10 protein-coding genes are annotated in these 14,307 nt (G+C 67.7%); 6 read left to right on the forward strand and 4 right to left on the reverse strand.

The window, feature by feature from the left end; all coding sequences use genetic code 11:
• The first annotated feature begins 47 nt into the window (after positions 1 to 47).
• The 4 genes from purU to AX767_RS08350 are packed head-to-tail and all read left to right on the forward strand — an operon-like array spanning position 48 to position 3,480.
• On the forward strand, positions 48 to 899 hold the full coding sequence (gene purU, locus AX767_RS08335; RefSeq protein ID WP_068630335.1) for a formyltetrahydrofolate deformylase: 852 nt from the start codon (positions 48 to 50) through the stop codon (positions 897 to 899).
• The gene (locus tag AX767_RS08340; RefSeq protein ID WP_068630336.1) at positions 900 to 2,405 is read left to right on the forward strand and encodes an FAD-linked oxidase C-terminal domain-containing protein; all 1,506 of its coding nucleotides are present in this window, start codon (positions 900 to 902) and stop codon (positions 2,403 to 2,405) included. It abuts the gene before it with no gap.
• A complete protein-coding gene (locus AX767_RS08345) occupies positions 2,405 to 2,755 on the forward strand; it encodes a CidA/LrgA family protein (RefSeq protein WP_068630337.1) in 351 nt (116 codons plus the stop codon). Before AX767_RS08340 ends, AX767_RS08345 begins: the two co-directional genes overlap by 1 nt.
• Positions 2,755 to 3,480 carry an LrgB family protein gene (locus tag AX767_RS08350; RefSeq protein ID WP_068630340.1) on the forward strand — a complete coding sequence of 242 codons (726 nt, stop codon included), beginning with the start codon at positions 2,755 to 2,757 and terminating at the stop codon, positions 3,478 to 3,480. Before AX767_RS08345 ends, AX767_RS08350 begins: the two co-directional genes overlap by 1 nt.
• 4 nt (positions 3,481 to 3,484) lie before the next feature.
• Here the strand turns inward: AX767_RS08350 and AX767_RS08355 are convergent, their stop codons facing one another.
• The 4 genes from AX767_RS08355 to AX767_RS08370 form a co-directional block, all read right to left on the reverse strand.
• On the reverse strand, positions 3,485 to 3,892 hold the full coding sequence (locus tag AX767_RS08355; protein WP_068630341.1) for a YXWGXW repeat-containing protein: 408 nt from the start codon (positions 3,890 to 3,892) through the stop codon (positions 3,485 to 3,487).
• Positions 3,893 to 4,008: 116 nt separating this feature from the next.
• The gene (locus tag AX767_RS08360; protein WP_068630343.1) at positions 4,009 to 5,241 is read right to left on the reverse strand and encodes a GDSL-type esterase/lipase family protein; all 1,233 of its coding nucleotides are present in this window, start codon (positions 5,239 to 5,241) and stop codon (positions 4,009 to 4,011) included.
• A 75-nt stretch (positions 5,242 to 5,316) separates the two neighbouring features.
• Complete coding sequence (locus AX767_RS08365) at positions 5,317 to 8,619, reverse strand: carboxyl transferase domain-containing protein (protein ID WP_068630344.1); 3,303 nt, start codon at positions 8,617 to 8,619, stop codon at positions 5,317 to 5,319.
• A 1-nt stretch (position 8,620) separates the two neighbouring features.
• Entirely contained in the window at positions 8,621 to 10,240 is a 1,620-nt protein-coding gene (locus AX767_RS08370; protein ID WP_068630346.1) for an AMP-binding protein, read from the reverse strand.
• Between the two features lie 74 nt (positions 10,241 to 10,314).
• Here AX767_RS08370 and AX767_RS08375 point away from each other — a divergent pair, with 74 nt between their 5' ends.
• Positions 10,315 to 10,980 (forward strand): TetR/AcrR family transcriptional regulator, encoded by a 666-nt coding sequence (locus AX767_RS08375; RefSeq protein ID WP_068630348.1) that lies wholly within the window; start codon positions 10,315 to 10,317, stop codon positions 10,978 to 10,980.
• Positions 10,981 to 11,076: 96 nt separating this feature from the next.
• Positions 11,077 to 14,304 (forward strand): bifunctional cytochrome P450/NADPH--P450 reductase, encoded by a 3,228-nt coding sequence (locus AX767_RS08380; RefSeq protein WP_068630349.1) that lies wholly within the window; start codon positions 11,077 to 11,079, stop codon positions 14,302 to 14,304.
• Positions 14,305 to 14,307 lie beyond the last annotated feature (3 nt).

Below are 14,307 nucleotides of genomic sequence, written 5' to 3' on the forward strand. Positions count from 1 at the left end.
GCAGGGGGGAAGCCAACATTCTGGCACCGCTGCGACAATCGGGACCGATGACCACGACTGCCTACATCCTTACCCTCTCATGCCCCGACCGCACGGGCATCGTGCACGCTGTCTCGGGCTTCCTTCTCGAACGCGGCGGCAACATCGAAGAAGCCGCGCAGTTCAACGACCCCGGCACCGGCCTCTTCTTCATGCGCGTGCGCTTTGCGTGCACGGCGCACGACGAAACCGCCTTGCGCATGCAGATCGGCGTGCTGGCCGGCAGCTTCGCGATGAACTGGCAACTCCATGCCGCCGCCGTGCCGATGAAAACGGTGATTCTCGTCAGCAAGGACGGCCATTGCCTGAACGACCTGCTGTTCCGCTGGAAGAGCGGGCACCTGGCGATCGACGTGCGCGCCATCGTCTCGAACCACCGCGATTTCTACCAGCTGGCCGCGAGCTACAACGTGCCGTTCCATCACATCCCGGTGACGGCCGCAACCAAGGCGCAGGCCGAAGCGAAGCAGCTGGAGATCGTCGAGGCCGAAGGTGCCGAGCTCGTGGTGCTGGCGCGCTATATGCAAATCCTGAGCAACGGCCTGTGCGAGTCGCTCGCGGGTCGTGCGATCAACATCCACCACTCGTTCCTGCCAAGCTTCAAGGGCGCGAAGCCCTACTACCAGGCACACGACCGCGGCGTGAAGCTGATCGGCGCCACCGCGCACTACGTGACCGCCGACCTCGACGAAGGCCCGATCATCGAACAGGACGTGGCCCGCGCCGACCACACCGACACGGTCGACGACCTCACCGCGCGGGGGCGCGACACCGAAAGCCAGGTGCTGGCCCGCGCCGTCAAATGGCACAGCGAGCATCGGGTCTTGCTCAACGGCCACCGCACCGTTATCTTCAAGTAGATGAACGCACCGAACACCCCCGCCGAACACGCATTGCTCTCGAAGTCGGCGCGCCAGGCCGAGGTGGTTCGGGCGCTCACGACGCAGCTGCCATCGCATGCGCTGATCTGGCACGACGAGGACACCACGCCTTACGAGTGCGATGGCCTGACTGCCTACCGTGCACGACCGCTCGTCGTGGCACTGCCCGAAACCGAAGCGCAGGTGGCGGCGGTGCTGCGCACCTGCCACGGTTTGGGCGTGCCTGTGGTGGCGCGCGGCGCCGGCACCGGCCTCTCGGGCGGCGCGATGCCCGACACGATGGGCGTGACGATGTCGCTGGCCAAGTTCAACCGCATCGTGAAAATCGATCCGGTGAGCCGTACCGCCGTCGTGCAGTGCGGCGTGCGCAACCTGGCGATCAGCGAGGCGGCCGCCCCCTTCAACCTCTACTACGCGCCCGATCCGTCGAGCCAGATCGCCTGCACCATCGGCGGCAACGTGGCCGAGAACTCGGGCGGGGTGCATTGCCTCAAGTACGGGCTCACGCTGCACAACGTGTTGCGCGTGCGCGGCTACACCGCCGAAGGCGAGCCGATCGAATTCGGCGGCGAGGCGCTCGACAACCCGGGGTTCGACCTGCTCGCGCTGGTCATCGGCAGCGAAGGCATGCTGGCCGTGACCACCGAGGTCACCGTCAAGCTGGTGCCCAAGCCGCAGCTCGCGCGCTGCATCATGGCCAGCTTCGACGATGTGCGCAAAGCCGGCGATGCGGTCGCCTCGGTGATCGCCAACGGCATCATCCCGGCCGGCCTGGAGATGATGGACAAGCCAATGACGGCCGCGGTCGAAGACTTCGTGCGCGCGGGCTACGACCTCGACGCGGCGGCGATCCTGCTGTGTGAATCCGACGGCACCGTCGAAGAGGTCGAGGAAGAAATCGGCCGCATGACCGACGTGCTGCGCGCCTCGGGCGCCACGGCCATCGCGGTCAGCACCAGCGAAGACGAGCGCCTCAAGTTCTGGAGCGGCCGCAAGAATGCATTCCCTGCCTCGGGTCGCATCAGCCCCGACTACATGTGCCTCGACTCGACCATTCCGCGCAAACGCCTGGCCGACATCCTGCTGGCCATCCAGCAGATGGAAATCAAATACAACCTGCGCTGCTGCAACGTGTTCCACGCCGGCGACGGCAACCTGCATCCGCTGGTGCTGTTCGATGCGAACGACCCCGACGAGCTGCACCGCTGCGAGCTTTTCGGCGCGGACATTCTCGAGACCAGCGTCGCGATGGGCGGCACCGTGTCGGGCGAACATGGCGTGGGTGTGGAGAAGCTCAACAGCATGTGCGTGCAGTTCACCGCAGCCGAGAACGAGATGATGTTCGGCGTGAAGCGCGCGTTCGATCCTGCCGGCCTGCTCAATCCCGGCAAGGTGATCCCGACGCTGCAACGCTGCGCCGAGTACGGCAAGCAGGTCTTTCGCGCCGGCAAGACCCTGCCCTTTTCCGACCTGCCACGGTTCTGATGAGCGGCTTGCGTGGCCTCGCCTGGTTGCTGGTGTTCCAGTCGCTCGGCGAAGTGTTCTCGCGCGGCCTGTCGCTGCCACTGCCTGGCCCCGTGCTTGGGCTCATGTTGATGCTGGTCGGCCTGCGCTTCGAACTCGTGCGCGGGCCGGTCGGCGAGTGCGCGGGCTTCCTGCTGCAGCATCTTTCGCTGCTTTTCATTCCGGTGGGTGTCGGCGTGATGACGCACCTCGCGCTGCTGAGCCAGTATGGCGGCCGCATGCTGTTCGTCATCGCGCTGTCGACCTGGATCGGTCTGGCCGTGACGGCGCTGGTGCTCTATTGGCCCGACCGCAAGAAGGCGCGTGCCTGATGCCGCGCTTCGTCGAACTCTGGATCTATCTTTCCGCGACGCCGCTGTTCGGCCTCACGGCCACGCTCGTCGTGTACCTGCTCGCGCAGGCAGCCTACAGCAAACTCGACAACGCACCCTGGGCGAACCCGGTGCTGTGGTCGGTGGTCGTCATCGCGGGCGGCCTGCTGGTGACGGGTGTCGACTATCCGACCTACTTTGCAGGCGCGCAGTTCATCCACTTCCTGCTCGGCCCCGCGGTGGTCGCGTTGGCCTGGCCGCTGTGGCAGCGTCGCGCGGAACTGAAGGCGCGCTACGGCCGGCTGCTGCTTGCCGCGTTACTCGGTGGCGCAGCGGCCAGCGGTTCGGCGTTGCTGCTCGGCTGGGCCGTCGGCCTGCCGCACGACGTGGTGGTGTCGCTGGCGCCCAAGTCGGTGACGGCACCGGTCGCCATGGGCATTGCCGAAAAGATCGGCGGCATTCCGGCGCTGTCGGCCGTGTTCGCGGTGCTCACGGGGATGATCGGTGCGCTCTCCGGGAAGTACCTCTTCGATGCCTTGCGCATCGGTACCGACCCGACCGGCATGGCCGCGCGCGGCTTCGCGCTCGGCACCTCCGCACATGGCATCGGCGCCGCACGTGCCTTGCACGTGGACGCCGATGCGGGAGCCTATGCGGGCCTGGCCCTCGGCATGCAGGTGGTGTTGGCCGCCCTGCTGATGCCGCTGGTGTTCAGGCTGCTCTGAAAGCTCAGTTGCGGTTCGGGTTGTTCGGGCGACGATCGTCGCGGTTGCGCACGCCGTCGTTGTCGCGGTCCCGGTCCATGCGATTGGGCACGCCGTCGCCATCGCGATCCCAGCCGCCACGACGCATCTCCCAGCGGCCGCCATCCTGGCGCCACTGCGGCTGACGATAGGCGTAGCCGGGGCGAGCCTTCACCCAGACACCGGGCGCCCACGCATGACGATTGCCGCGCCACTCCCAATGGCCCGGTGCCCAGACGTAGCCGCGACGCGGCGCCGGCACACGCTCGAAGCGCGCGGGCGGCGGTGCCGTCCGAACATAGATCGCCGGCTGAGCCTGTGCGACCGTGGGAACGGTGAACGCACCGAGCGAAACGACGGTGGCAACACCCGCGGCAAGGATGAGTTTTTTCATGGCGTACTCCTTTGAGTGAGAGAAGCCCTCATGCTGCCCGCGCCATGTGAAGCGTCTGTAAGCGCGACACGAAATCTTGTGTAGCGCTGTGACGGGATCCGGCGCGCCCGAAAGAACTATTCCTGCAGCTCGCGCACGTCGACGGCGGCAGCCATCGCCGCGTAGCCGGCGTCGCTCGGATGCAGATGGTCGCCACTGTCGTAGGCCGCCCTGAGCGCCGCCGGATTGCCCGGGTCGCGCAGCGCGGCGTCGAAGTCGATCACGCCTTCGACATCCTGTCGCCCGCGAATCCAGCGATTGAATCCCTGACGCTTCGCCTCTGTGGCCTCGTTGAAGTAGGCCGACCCCTGCATCGGCGTGAGCGTGCCGAGCAACACCTTGACGCCGCGCGCCCGCGCTAGCTCGGTCAGTTGGTGCAGGCCGCCGGTGAGTTGCTCGAGTGGCAACTCGTCGGCACCGACCACTGCGCCGAGACCGATGTCGTTGATGCCGATGAGGATGATGGTGTGCGTCACGCCGCTTTGCGACAGCACGTCGCGCTCGAAGCGATCGAGCGCGCGCGGGCCGATGCCGTCGGTCAGCAGCCGGTTGCCGCCGATGCCGACGTTGAGCACGCTCGGTGCCTCGACGCGCGAAGGCTGGCCGCGCAGCCGCTGTGCGAGCCGCACCGGGTAGCTGCCCTGCGTGCCTTCCCGGGTCCCCGCGCCGAAGGTGATCGAGTCGCCGAACGCGGCGACCACCGGCGGCGGCGGCTGCCGGCGCACGTCGACACCCGTGACCACATGACCCTGCGCAGAAGGGATCGCGGCGCGCAAGGTCGCGGCCGCGGTCGCATCGCCCGGCGCGATCCAGGCACCGGATTCTGCGATCGGGAAAACAGTGGCGACCCGGGTCGGATCGGCCAGATAGAGGCTCACCCCGAGCGCCTGTTGCGGCTCCACGGCGAGGTCGACCAAGTCGCTCCAGCGCTCGGCGCCCGGCCCCAGCACCACATCGGGCCGGCCGGCGAAATGCAGGGCGCGCACCGTGCGCGGCGACAGCGCGTCGGCGCCGGTGCTGCGCGCCACGCTTGCCGCGCGGATGTGCAGCGGCGACTGGCCGAACACGTTGGAGAAGCGAACGCGGACCTGGGTCCCGCCGATGGCCGGAAGCACACGGACGCGCACCGTCTGGTCGCGCAAAGTGGTGGGCACCGGCGTGGCCGCGCCCGGGATCGGCACCGGCTTGTTGTAGTCAAGCGCCGGTGCGGCCCAAGTCGCGACCCACGGTGCGACCGGCTCGGCCGCGTGAAGCGGCAGCGCAGCGATCGCGGCGGCGACCGTGATCAGAAAAGACGAAAGAAAGCGCATGCAGGCAAAGCGACCCAGTGTACGGAGACACCGAGTCCGTGCGCTCTACGGGGACGCGCGAAGCCCGCGCGAGTGTTACCAGGTGTCGACGTAAGGCATCGCCGGCGACGTAGCCCGCGTGGCCGACGCCAGGCCGCGCACCAGCCACGCGCGCGTGTCGGCAGGGTCGATCACCGCATCGATTTCCAGCGTCTGCGCCATGTGAATCGCTTCGCCGTTTGAATACTGCAGAGCGACCAGTTCCTTGAAGAGCGCATCGCGTTCTTCGCCTTCCGGCACCGCTGCGAGTTCCTTGCGGAAACCGAGCCGCACCGCGCCCTCGAGGCCCATGGCGCCGAATTCGCCGGTGGGCCACGCCACCGTGAACACCGGCGCATCGAACCCGCCCGCCGTCATGGCCTGCGCGCCGAGCCCATAGCCCTTGCGCAGCACCACCGCGAAGAACGGCACCCGCAGGTGCGACGCGATCATGAACATGCGGCACACATGGCGCACCTGGGCCTGGGCCTCGACCTCGGGCCCAACCATGAAACCCGGCGTGTCGCACAGCGAGACGATCGGCAAGCCATGCGCGTTGCACAGCTGCATGAAACGCGCGGACTTGTCGGCCGCCTCCGCATCGATCGCGCCGCCGAGGTGGTGCGGATTGTTGGCCATCACGCCGACCGGCTTGCCTTCGATGCGCGCCAGCGCCGTCACCACGCCGGCACCGAAGCCGGCGCGCAGTTCGAGCACGGAGTCCGTGTCGACCAGGCCGCGCAGCGCGGCGCGCACGTCATACACGCGCAGCCGGTTCTCGGGGACCACGTGGCGCAGTGCGCGCTGGTCGGCGCATTCCCAGGCGGTGGTCGCGCCCTGAAAGTACGAAAGGTATTGCTTGGCCGCCGCGACGGCGGCCGCTTCGTCGTCGACCAAAATGTCGATCACGCCGTTGCGCGACTGCACGCTGCTCGGGCCGATCTGCTCCGGCGTGAAGGTGCCGAGGCCGCCGCCCTCGATCATGGCAGGGCCGCTCATGCCGATGTTGCTGGCCTTCGTCGCGATGATCACATCGGCGCAGCCGAGCAGCGCCGCGTTGCCCGCGAAGCACCGGCCGTGCACGATGCCCACGACCGGCACCTTGCCCGACAGCGCCGCGAACTGGCTGAAGGTGTGGTTGTTGAGGCCCGCGACCACCGGCATGTCGGTGTCGCCCGGCCGCCCGCCGCCGCCTTCGGCGAACAGCACCACCGGCAACTTGAGCTGGTGCGCGAGCGCCAGCATGCGGTCCTTCTTGTGGTGATTGCGCATGCCTTGCGTGCCGGCCAGCACGGTGTAGTCGTAGGCCATCACGAGGCAGCGCGATTTCTCGGGGCCGAACTGTTGGGCGTTGACACTGCCGATGCCCGTCACCATGCCGTCGGCCGGCGTATTGGCGATCAGGTCTTCGAGCGAACGCCGACGGGTTTGCGCAGCGATGGCGAGCGCGCCGTATTCGATGAAGTTGCCCGCGTCTGCGGCGGTGTCACAGAGGTCGGCGATGTTGGCCCGCGCGGTGCGGCCACCCTGCTTGTGGCGCTTGGCGACGGCGGCTTCGCGGTGGACGTCGAGCGTCGGCGCGTGGCGGTCGATCACCTTCTGCAGATCGGGGCGGATCACGTCGAGGTCCATCTCCGCCAACGCCGTGGTCTCGACGGCTTCGGCATCGACCGCCTCGAGCCGGACCAGCGATTGCCCCTCGACCAGGTAGTCGCCCGGCGCGGCCAGCAACGCGACCACGCGGCCGGCGAAAGGCGCGTGCAGCAGGTGCTCCATCTTCATGGCCTCGAGCACGCCCAGCTGCGCACCTTCGGGCAACACGTCGCCGACGGCGACCTCGAACTGCACGAGCTTGGCGGGCATCGGCGCCCGGACGATCAGCGGATCCGACGCGTCGGACGCGGCGGGCGCTGCGGCGGCTGTCGCACCGTCAGAGGCACCGAATTTTTTCGTGGTGCCATCGATGCGCGCCGCGGCGGCGAGCAGGTCGGACAGGTGGACTTCGACGAAGCGCGTATGTACCGCCTGCGTCGCGAACTCGGGCCGTTCGGCCAGGGCACGCAACAACGACAGGTTGGTGGCGAGGCCGTCGATGTGGCATTCGGCCAGCGCGCGTTCGGAGCGTCGCAGCGCATCGGCGAATTCCGGAGACGACGACTGCACGACGAGCTTGGCGAGCAGCGTGTCGTAATGCGGCGAGGGCGCCAGGCCGGCATAGCCGTGCGTGTCGACACGCACGCCCGGGCCGCTCGGCAGATCGAAGCGCGACAGCGTGCCGCCCGACGGTCGGGCGTTGCCATCGGCATCGAGCGTCTCTGCGTTGATGCGCCACTGAATCGCGAAACCGCGTTGCGGCGCGGTGCGGCCGGCATCGACGCCCAGGTCGGCCAGCGACTGACCGGCCGCGACCGCAAGCTGCAGCTGCACGAGGTCGAGGCCCGTGACCGCCTCGGTCACCGTGTGCTCGACCTGCAGGCGCGGATTGGCTTCGATGAACACGAAGGGCAGAGTCTTCGATCCGGCATCAACGAGGAACTCGAAGGTGCCGAGGCTCTTGTAGCCGACCGTCTTGGCCATCCGCAGCGCAGCCTGCGTGACCTGCGCGCGCAGCGCTTCGGGCAGCGACGGACTCGGCGCGATCTCGATCAGCTTCTGGAAGCGGCGCTGCAAGGTGCACTCGCGCTCGCCGAGGCTGGCGACCGCCGTGCCGTCGCCGAGCACCTGCACTTCGATGTGGCGTGCGTTGCGCATCAGCCGCTCGACGTACACGCCTTCAACGCCGAACGCAGCCCGGGCTTCCGAGACGCAGCGCGCATGCGCTTCGGTCAGTTCGTCGACGCTCAGCACCGCGCGCATGCCGCGGCCACCGCCGCCTCCGATGGCCTTGACCATGACGCCCGCACCCTGCGCATGTTGCTCGGCAAAGAAGGCCTGCGCTTCGGCCAGCGTGACCGCGCCGGCGCTGCCGGGCATCACCGGCACGTCGCACCGCGTCGCGAGCGCGCGGGCGCGCGCCTTGTCGCCGAAGAGCGCGAGCTGTTCGGGCGTCGGGCCGATGAACACGAGCCCCGCGTCGGCGCACGCCTGCGCGAAGTCGGCTCGCTCGCTCAGGAAGCCGTAGCCGGGATGCACCGCGTCGCAGCCTTGCGCCTTCGCGACTGCGATGACGGCGGCGATGTCGAGGTAGGCCGACGGACCCGTCGCGTCGAGCGCAATGGCGGTGTCGGCGAGCCGAACATGCAGCGCGGCCGCATCGTCGCGCGCATGCACGGCCACGCTGGCGATGCCGAGGTCGCGCAGGGCGCGCACCAGGCGCACCGCGATTTCGCCGCGGTTGGCGATGAGGATTTTCTTGAACACGCTAGTCCTTGTCTTTGAGCAGGCGACGCAGCACCTTGCCGGCGCCGGTGGCGGGCAACGCATCGATGAAACTGACGGCGCGCGGCACCTTGTAGGGCGCCATGTTGTCGCGCGACCAGGCGATGAGCGCAGCGGCCTCGAGCGCGGCACCGGGCTTCTTCACGATGAAGGCCTTGACCACCTCGCCCTTGTCGGCGTCGGGTTGCGCGATGACGGCCGCCTGCGCCACCGCCGGGTGCTTGATGAGCATCGTCTCGACTTCTTCGGGGAACACGCTGTAGCCCGACACTTTGATCATTTCCTTGAAGCGACCGATGAAGGTGAGATAGCCGTCGGCATCGAGCTTGCCCATGTCGCCGGTGTGCACCCAGCCGTTGCGCAGGGTCGCCGCCGTGGCCTCGGGCTTGTTCCAGTAGCCCTTGAAGGTACCCGCGCTGGTGAGGATGATTTCGCCGACTTCGCCGGTCGGTTTGTCCACGCCGGTGTCGGCATCGACGATGCGGATCTGCACGCCGGGTGCGGGGATGCCCTGCGTGCCCCAGCGCGGCGCATCGCGTGGCGTGTAGGTGTCGCAGGTGTGGGTTTCGCTCAGGCCGTAAGCCGCCTCGAAAGACGCACAGTTCTTCGCGTGCGACTGCCACTGCGCCGCCAGCGGCTCGGTGAAGGCGATGCCGAAGCTCGTCACCGGGTTCATCCGGAGGCTCGACAGATCGAAGCGCGCGATGTCGGGCACCTGCATGCACGCGACGTTCATCGGCGCGATGCTGTACCACCAGCTCACCTTGAAGCGGTCGATGGCCTGCAGCGCCACGCGCGGGTCGAAGCGGTGCAGCAGCACCGACGCGGCGCCGGTGAGCACGGGCACGTTCACGCCCATCAACATGCCGGCGATGTGATACAGCGGCGCGATGGACAGCAACACATCGGCCTCGGTCACGCCGTTGCAATCGGCGGCGCAGCGCGTCTTGTAGAGCGCGTTGCCGTAGCTCAGCATTGCGCCCTTGGGCAGGCCGGTGGTGCCCGAGGTGTAGGTCATGAGCGCCACGTCGTCGAGGTCGAACTCCACGGCCGAGGGCTTCGCGTCGCTCGACATCACCGCCAGGAAGTCCTCGCAGCCGTCGGGCACGTGGCGTTCAGCCCTCTGGTCGGCGGCAAGCTCCGCCGGGAGGTCGAGTGCCGGCGTCTCGGGCAACAGGTCGGCGTAGTGCACGACGAACACATGCGCGATCGAGCTCTCGGGCTGCACCCTGCGCACCACGGACATCAACGGGGCCGCCGCGACGATGACGCGAGCCCTCAGGTCGTTGACCTGGTAGGCCAGTTCGTGCTCCTTGTTGAGCGGTCCACTCGGGCACACGATGGCGCCGATCTTCTGGATGCCGAAGTGCGCGACGATGTACTGCGGGCAGTTGTTCAGGAAGAGCACGACCGGCTCCCCTTTCTTGACGCCGATCGCCTGCAGGCGTGCCGCGAAGGCATCGCTCGCGGCATCGAGTTCGGCCCAACTCAGCGTGCGTCCGTACCAGATGCAGGCTGGCTGTGCGCCGCGTTCGCGCGCGTGGCGCCGCAAGTACGCGTGCAGGGGTTGCTGCGGCCGTTCGGGCAGTTTTTTTGTCTCCATGGCGTCTTTCTCTCAGGGTTAGCGATCAGGGCCAGCGCTTGCCTCCGCTGCATCGTGCACGAACAATCCTACCGATGGGTATAACGTCGGAGACACAGCAAAAACCCTCTCGCACCGGGCGCCAGCGTGCCGCCACCGGGCGCACCGACCTGCAACGCGAGCGCGTGTTGCAGGTGGCGGCGCAGCTCTTTGCCGATCAGGGTTACGCCAACACCACGATGGCGCAGATCGTCCGGGCGCTCGGCGTCACCAAGCCCTTCGTCTACTACTACTTCCGCGACAAGCAGGAGATCTTCGAGACGCTCTCGTGGCGGCCCGCAGTCGAGTGCCTGACGGTGATGGACTTCGCGCCCGACGACGATCGCCGCGCGGTTGACAAGGTGAGGGACGGCATCGAGCGGCTCATTCGCGCGACCATCGCGCACCACCCGTGCGCCTTCTTTCCGTACCGCGAACCGCAGGTGTATCGGCCCGAGTACCAGGCCGCCTCGTTGAAGCTGGCGCACCACTTCTACGATCGACTGTGCCCGTTGCTCGAAGAAGCACGGCGCGATGGCGACCTCGATTTCGACGACACGATGATCACCGCGCTGGCTGCTTGCAGCCTGCCCGGTTTTCTCTACACGTGGTACCAGCCGGGCGGGCGTTTGTCGTCCGACCAGATGGTGGCGGCGCTGGCCAAGTTGGCCTGGCGCGTGCTCGGCTTGCGGGAAGCGCCCGCCCGAAGCCCCACCGCATAGGGAAACCCCGTCCCGCCGCCGCCCTGCGCGGTCGGGATACTGCGGGGGTCGCTCCCGGTGAACCGCACCGGAACATTTCCAAAGGCACAAGACCCCATGGCAGGCAACAACGCGCTCTATCCGATCCCGCACCCGTCGAAGAAGCCGTTCGTCGGCAACCTGCTGTCGATCGATTCCGAATCGCCGGTGATGGACATGTGGCGCATCGCGCAGGAGCTGGGCGGCATCTACTGGCTCGACATGCCGGGCATGCCGGTGATCGTGGTGTCGTCGCCCGCGCTGGTCGACGAGTTGTGCGAAGAGGCCCGCTTCGACAAGAGCACGAGGGGCGCGCTGCGGCGCCTGCGTGCGGCATCGCACGGGCTCTTCACTTCCGACACGCACGAGCCGACATGGAGCAAGCCGCACAACATCCTCCTGGCCAACTTCAGCCAGCGCGCGATGCAGGCCTACCACCCGATGATGCTCGACATCGCCGAGCAGCTGGTCACCAAGTGGGAGCGCCTGAACTTCGACGACGAGGTGGACGTGACCCGCGACATGACGGCGCTCACGCTCGACACCATCGGCCTGTGCGGCTTCGGCTACCGCTTCAATTCGTTCTACCGCGAGGGCTTCCATCCCTTCGTCGACGCGATGGTGCGCACGCTCGAGACGGTGCAGGACCGCCGCGGCCTGCCGCTCGAAGAATTCATGATGAAGAAGCAGCTGACGCAGCAGCGCAAGGACATCCGGTACATGCACACGATGGTGGAAGACATCATCAAGGAGCGGCGCGAAAGCGGTGCCGACATCGCGAGCAAGCCCGACCTGCTGAGCTACATGATCGCGGGCGTCGACAAGAAGAGCGGCGAGAAGCTCGATGACAAGATGATCCGCGACGAGTGCATCGAGTTCCTGATCGCGGGGCACGAAACCACCAGCGGCCTGCTCTCGTTCGCGACGTATTTCCTGCTGAAGAACCCCGACGTGATGGCCCGGGCGCAGGCCGAGGTCGACAGTGTCTTCGGCACCGACCTCAGCGTGCGGCCGACCTATGCACAGGTCAACCGGCTGCAGTACGTGCTGCAAATTCTGAAAGAGGCGCTGCGCCTCTATCCGACCGCGCCGGCCATCTCGATGCGCGCAAAAGAGAACACGACCATCGGCGGCAAGTACACGATCCACAAGAAAAACATGGTCATCATGCATGCGCTCGCGCTGCACCGTGACAAGGGCATCTGGGGCGAGAACGCCGACCAGTTCAACCCCGACAATTTCACGCGCGAAGCCGAACGCACACGGCCCGCCAACGCCTTCAAGCCCTTCGGCAACGGCCAGCGTGCCTGCATCGGGCGCCAGTTCGCGCTGCAGGAGGCGGTGCTCACGCTGGGCATGGTGATCCAGCGCTTCAAGCTCATCGACCACACCGACTACAAGCTCAAGGTGAAGGAGGCGCTGACGATCAAGCCCGAGGGTTTCAGGATCAAGGTGGTGCCGCGCGAAGCGGCGGCATTGCGCGCCCGGCCTTCGACGGCGATCGCCGATACGGCCGCATCGCAGGTCGCGGGCGCGCTGGCCGTGCCGCTGGCCGCGTCGCGCGCCTCGCGCCACGGCACTTCGCTGCTGGTGCTGCACGGCTCCAACCTCGGCTCGGCCGAAGACCTCGCACGGCAGCTCGCCGAAGCGGGCGAGATGCGTGGCTTCTCGGTCACGCTGGCTTCGCTCGACGACTACGCCGAACGCTTGCCGGCCGCCGGCGCGGTCGCGATCGTGAGCGCCTCGTACAACGGCACCGCGCCCGACAACGCGGTCGAGTTCTGGCGCTGGCTCGAACGCGCCGACGGCTCGCTCAACGGCGTCGCCTTCAGCGTGTTTGGCTGCGGCAACACCGACTGGGCGTCGACCTACCAGTCGGTGCCGCGTCGCATCGACGAGCGCCTGGCCGAACTCGGCGCCGAGCGCGTGCATGCGCGTGGCGAAGGCGATGCGCGCGAAGACATGGATGGCGCCTTCCAGGACTGGGCGGATGCGTTGTGGCCGGTGCTGTCGAAGCGCTTCGACCTCGAGGCCGAAGCACCGATCCAGGCCGAGCCTCTGTACGCCGTCGAAGCGTTGCCGCCGCCACAGACCAGTGGGCTGGTCGAGTCGCTCGGCGCCGTCCCGATGCGCGTCGTGGCCAACGACGAACTGCAGACGACCGGTGGCGAAACCCCGTCGGGCCGATCGACGCGCCACGTCGAACTCGCACTGCCCGAAGGCGTGAACTACCGCGCCGGCGACCACCTGAGCGTGGTGCCGCGCAACGGCGCCGCGCAGGTCGAACGGGCGATGGCGCGTTTCGGCTTCGAGCGCGACGCGCATGTGCGATTGCACGCAGCGCAGGGCCGCAAGGCTTTCCTGCCGGTCGACGAAGTGATCGCGGTCGAGCGGCTGCTCGGCGACTACGTCGAGCTGCAGGACGTCGCCACGCGCAAGCAGATCGCGACCATGGCGACGCACACGCGCTGCCCCGTCACGCAGAAAGCCTTCGCCGCACTGACCGGCAGCGACGAAGCCACGGCGGCGCACTACAAGCGCGAAGTGCTGGTGCCGCGCAAGTCGGTGCTCGACCTGATGGAAGAGTTCCCGGTCTGCGAGTTGCCGTTCGCGGCGTACCTCGAAATGCTGTCGCCGCTGTCGCCGCGCTACTACTCGATCTCGTCGTCGCCGCGCGTCGATGCGGGGCGCTGCAGCGTCACGGTCGGCGTGGTGCGCGAGGCGGCCCGCTCGGGTCGAGGCACCTTCGAAGGCGTGTGTTCCAACTTCCTCGCGCGTGTCGAGCCCGGCGACACCGTGCATGGCTTCGTGCGCGCGACCACGGCCGAGGGATTCGGCCTGCCGGACGATCCATCGAAGCCGATCATCATGGTCGGCCCCGGCACCGGGCTCGCGCCCTTTCGCGGTTTCCTGCAAGACCGTGCCGCGCAAAAGACGGCCGGCGCCACGCTCGGTGACGCGATGCTGTTCTTCGGCTGCCGTCACCCGCAGCAGGATTTCATCTACGCCGGCCAGTTGCAAGCGTGGGCGAAGGAAGGCCTCGTCGACCTGCACACCGCCTTCTCGCGTGCTGGCGGCCGCAAGGCCTATGTGCAGGACCTGATCCGCGAGCAGGCCGATGCCGTGTGGAAGCTGCTCGAAGCCGGCGCCACGGTGTACGTGTGCGGCGACGGCTCGCGCATGGAACCCGACGTGCGCCGCACGCTCGCCGACATCGCCCGCGAGCACGGCGAGGACAGCGACGCCTGGATGGACAAGATGCTGTCCACGCAGCGCTACGTGCTGGACGTCTGGGCCGCGAGCTGAAGG

Origin of the sequence: Variovorax sp. PAMC 28711 (assembly GCF_001577265.1) — a bacterium.
Lineage (GTDB): Bacteria > Pseudomonadota > Gammaproteobacteria > Burkholderiales > Burkholderiaceae_C > Variovorax.

What these genes read in the sequence shown, in the direction of transcription:
- purU (WP_068630335.1), top strand. Translation starts at nt 48, where the DNA reads ATGACCACGACTGCCTACATCCTTACCCTCTCATGCCCCGACCGCACG.
- AX767_RS08340 (WP_068630336.1), top strand. Translation starts at nt 900, where the DNA reads ATGAACGCACCGAACACCCCCGCCGAACACGCATTGCTCTCGAAGTCG.
- AX767_RS08345 (WP_068630337.1), top strand. Translation starts at nt 2,405, where the DNA reads ATGAGCGGCTTGCGTGGCCTCGCCTGGTTGCTGGTGTTCCAGTCGCTC.
- AX767_RS08350 (WP_068630340.1), top strand. Translation starts at nt 2,755, where the DNA reads ATGCCGCGCTTCGTCGAACTCTGGATCTATCTTTCCGCGACGCCGCTG.
- AX767_RS08355 (WP_068630341.1), bottom strand. Translation starts at nt 3,892, where the DNA reads ATGAAAAAACTCATCCTTGCCGCGGGTGTTGCCACCGTCGTTTCGCTC.
- AX767_RS08360 (WP_068630343.1), bottom strand. Translation starts at nt 5,241, where the DNA reads ATGCGCTTTCTTTCGTCTTTTCTGATCACGGTCGCCGCCGCGATCGCT.
- AX767_RS08370 (WP_068630346.1), bottom strand. Translation starts at nt 10,240, where the DNA reads ATGGAGACAAAAAAACTGCCCGAACGGCCGCAGCAACCCCTGCACGCG.
- AX767_RS08375 (WP_068630348.1), top strand. Translation starts at nt 10,315, where the DNA reads ATGGGTATAACGTCGGAGACACAGCAAAAACCCTCTCGCACCGGGCGC.
- AX767_RS08380 (WP_068630349.1), top strand. Translation starts at nt 11,077, where the DNA reads ATGGCAGGCAACAACGCGCTCTATCCGATCCCGCACCCGTCGAAGAAG.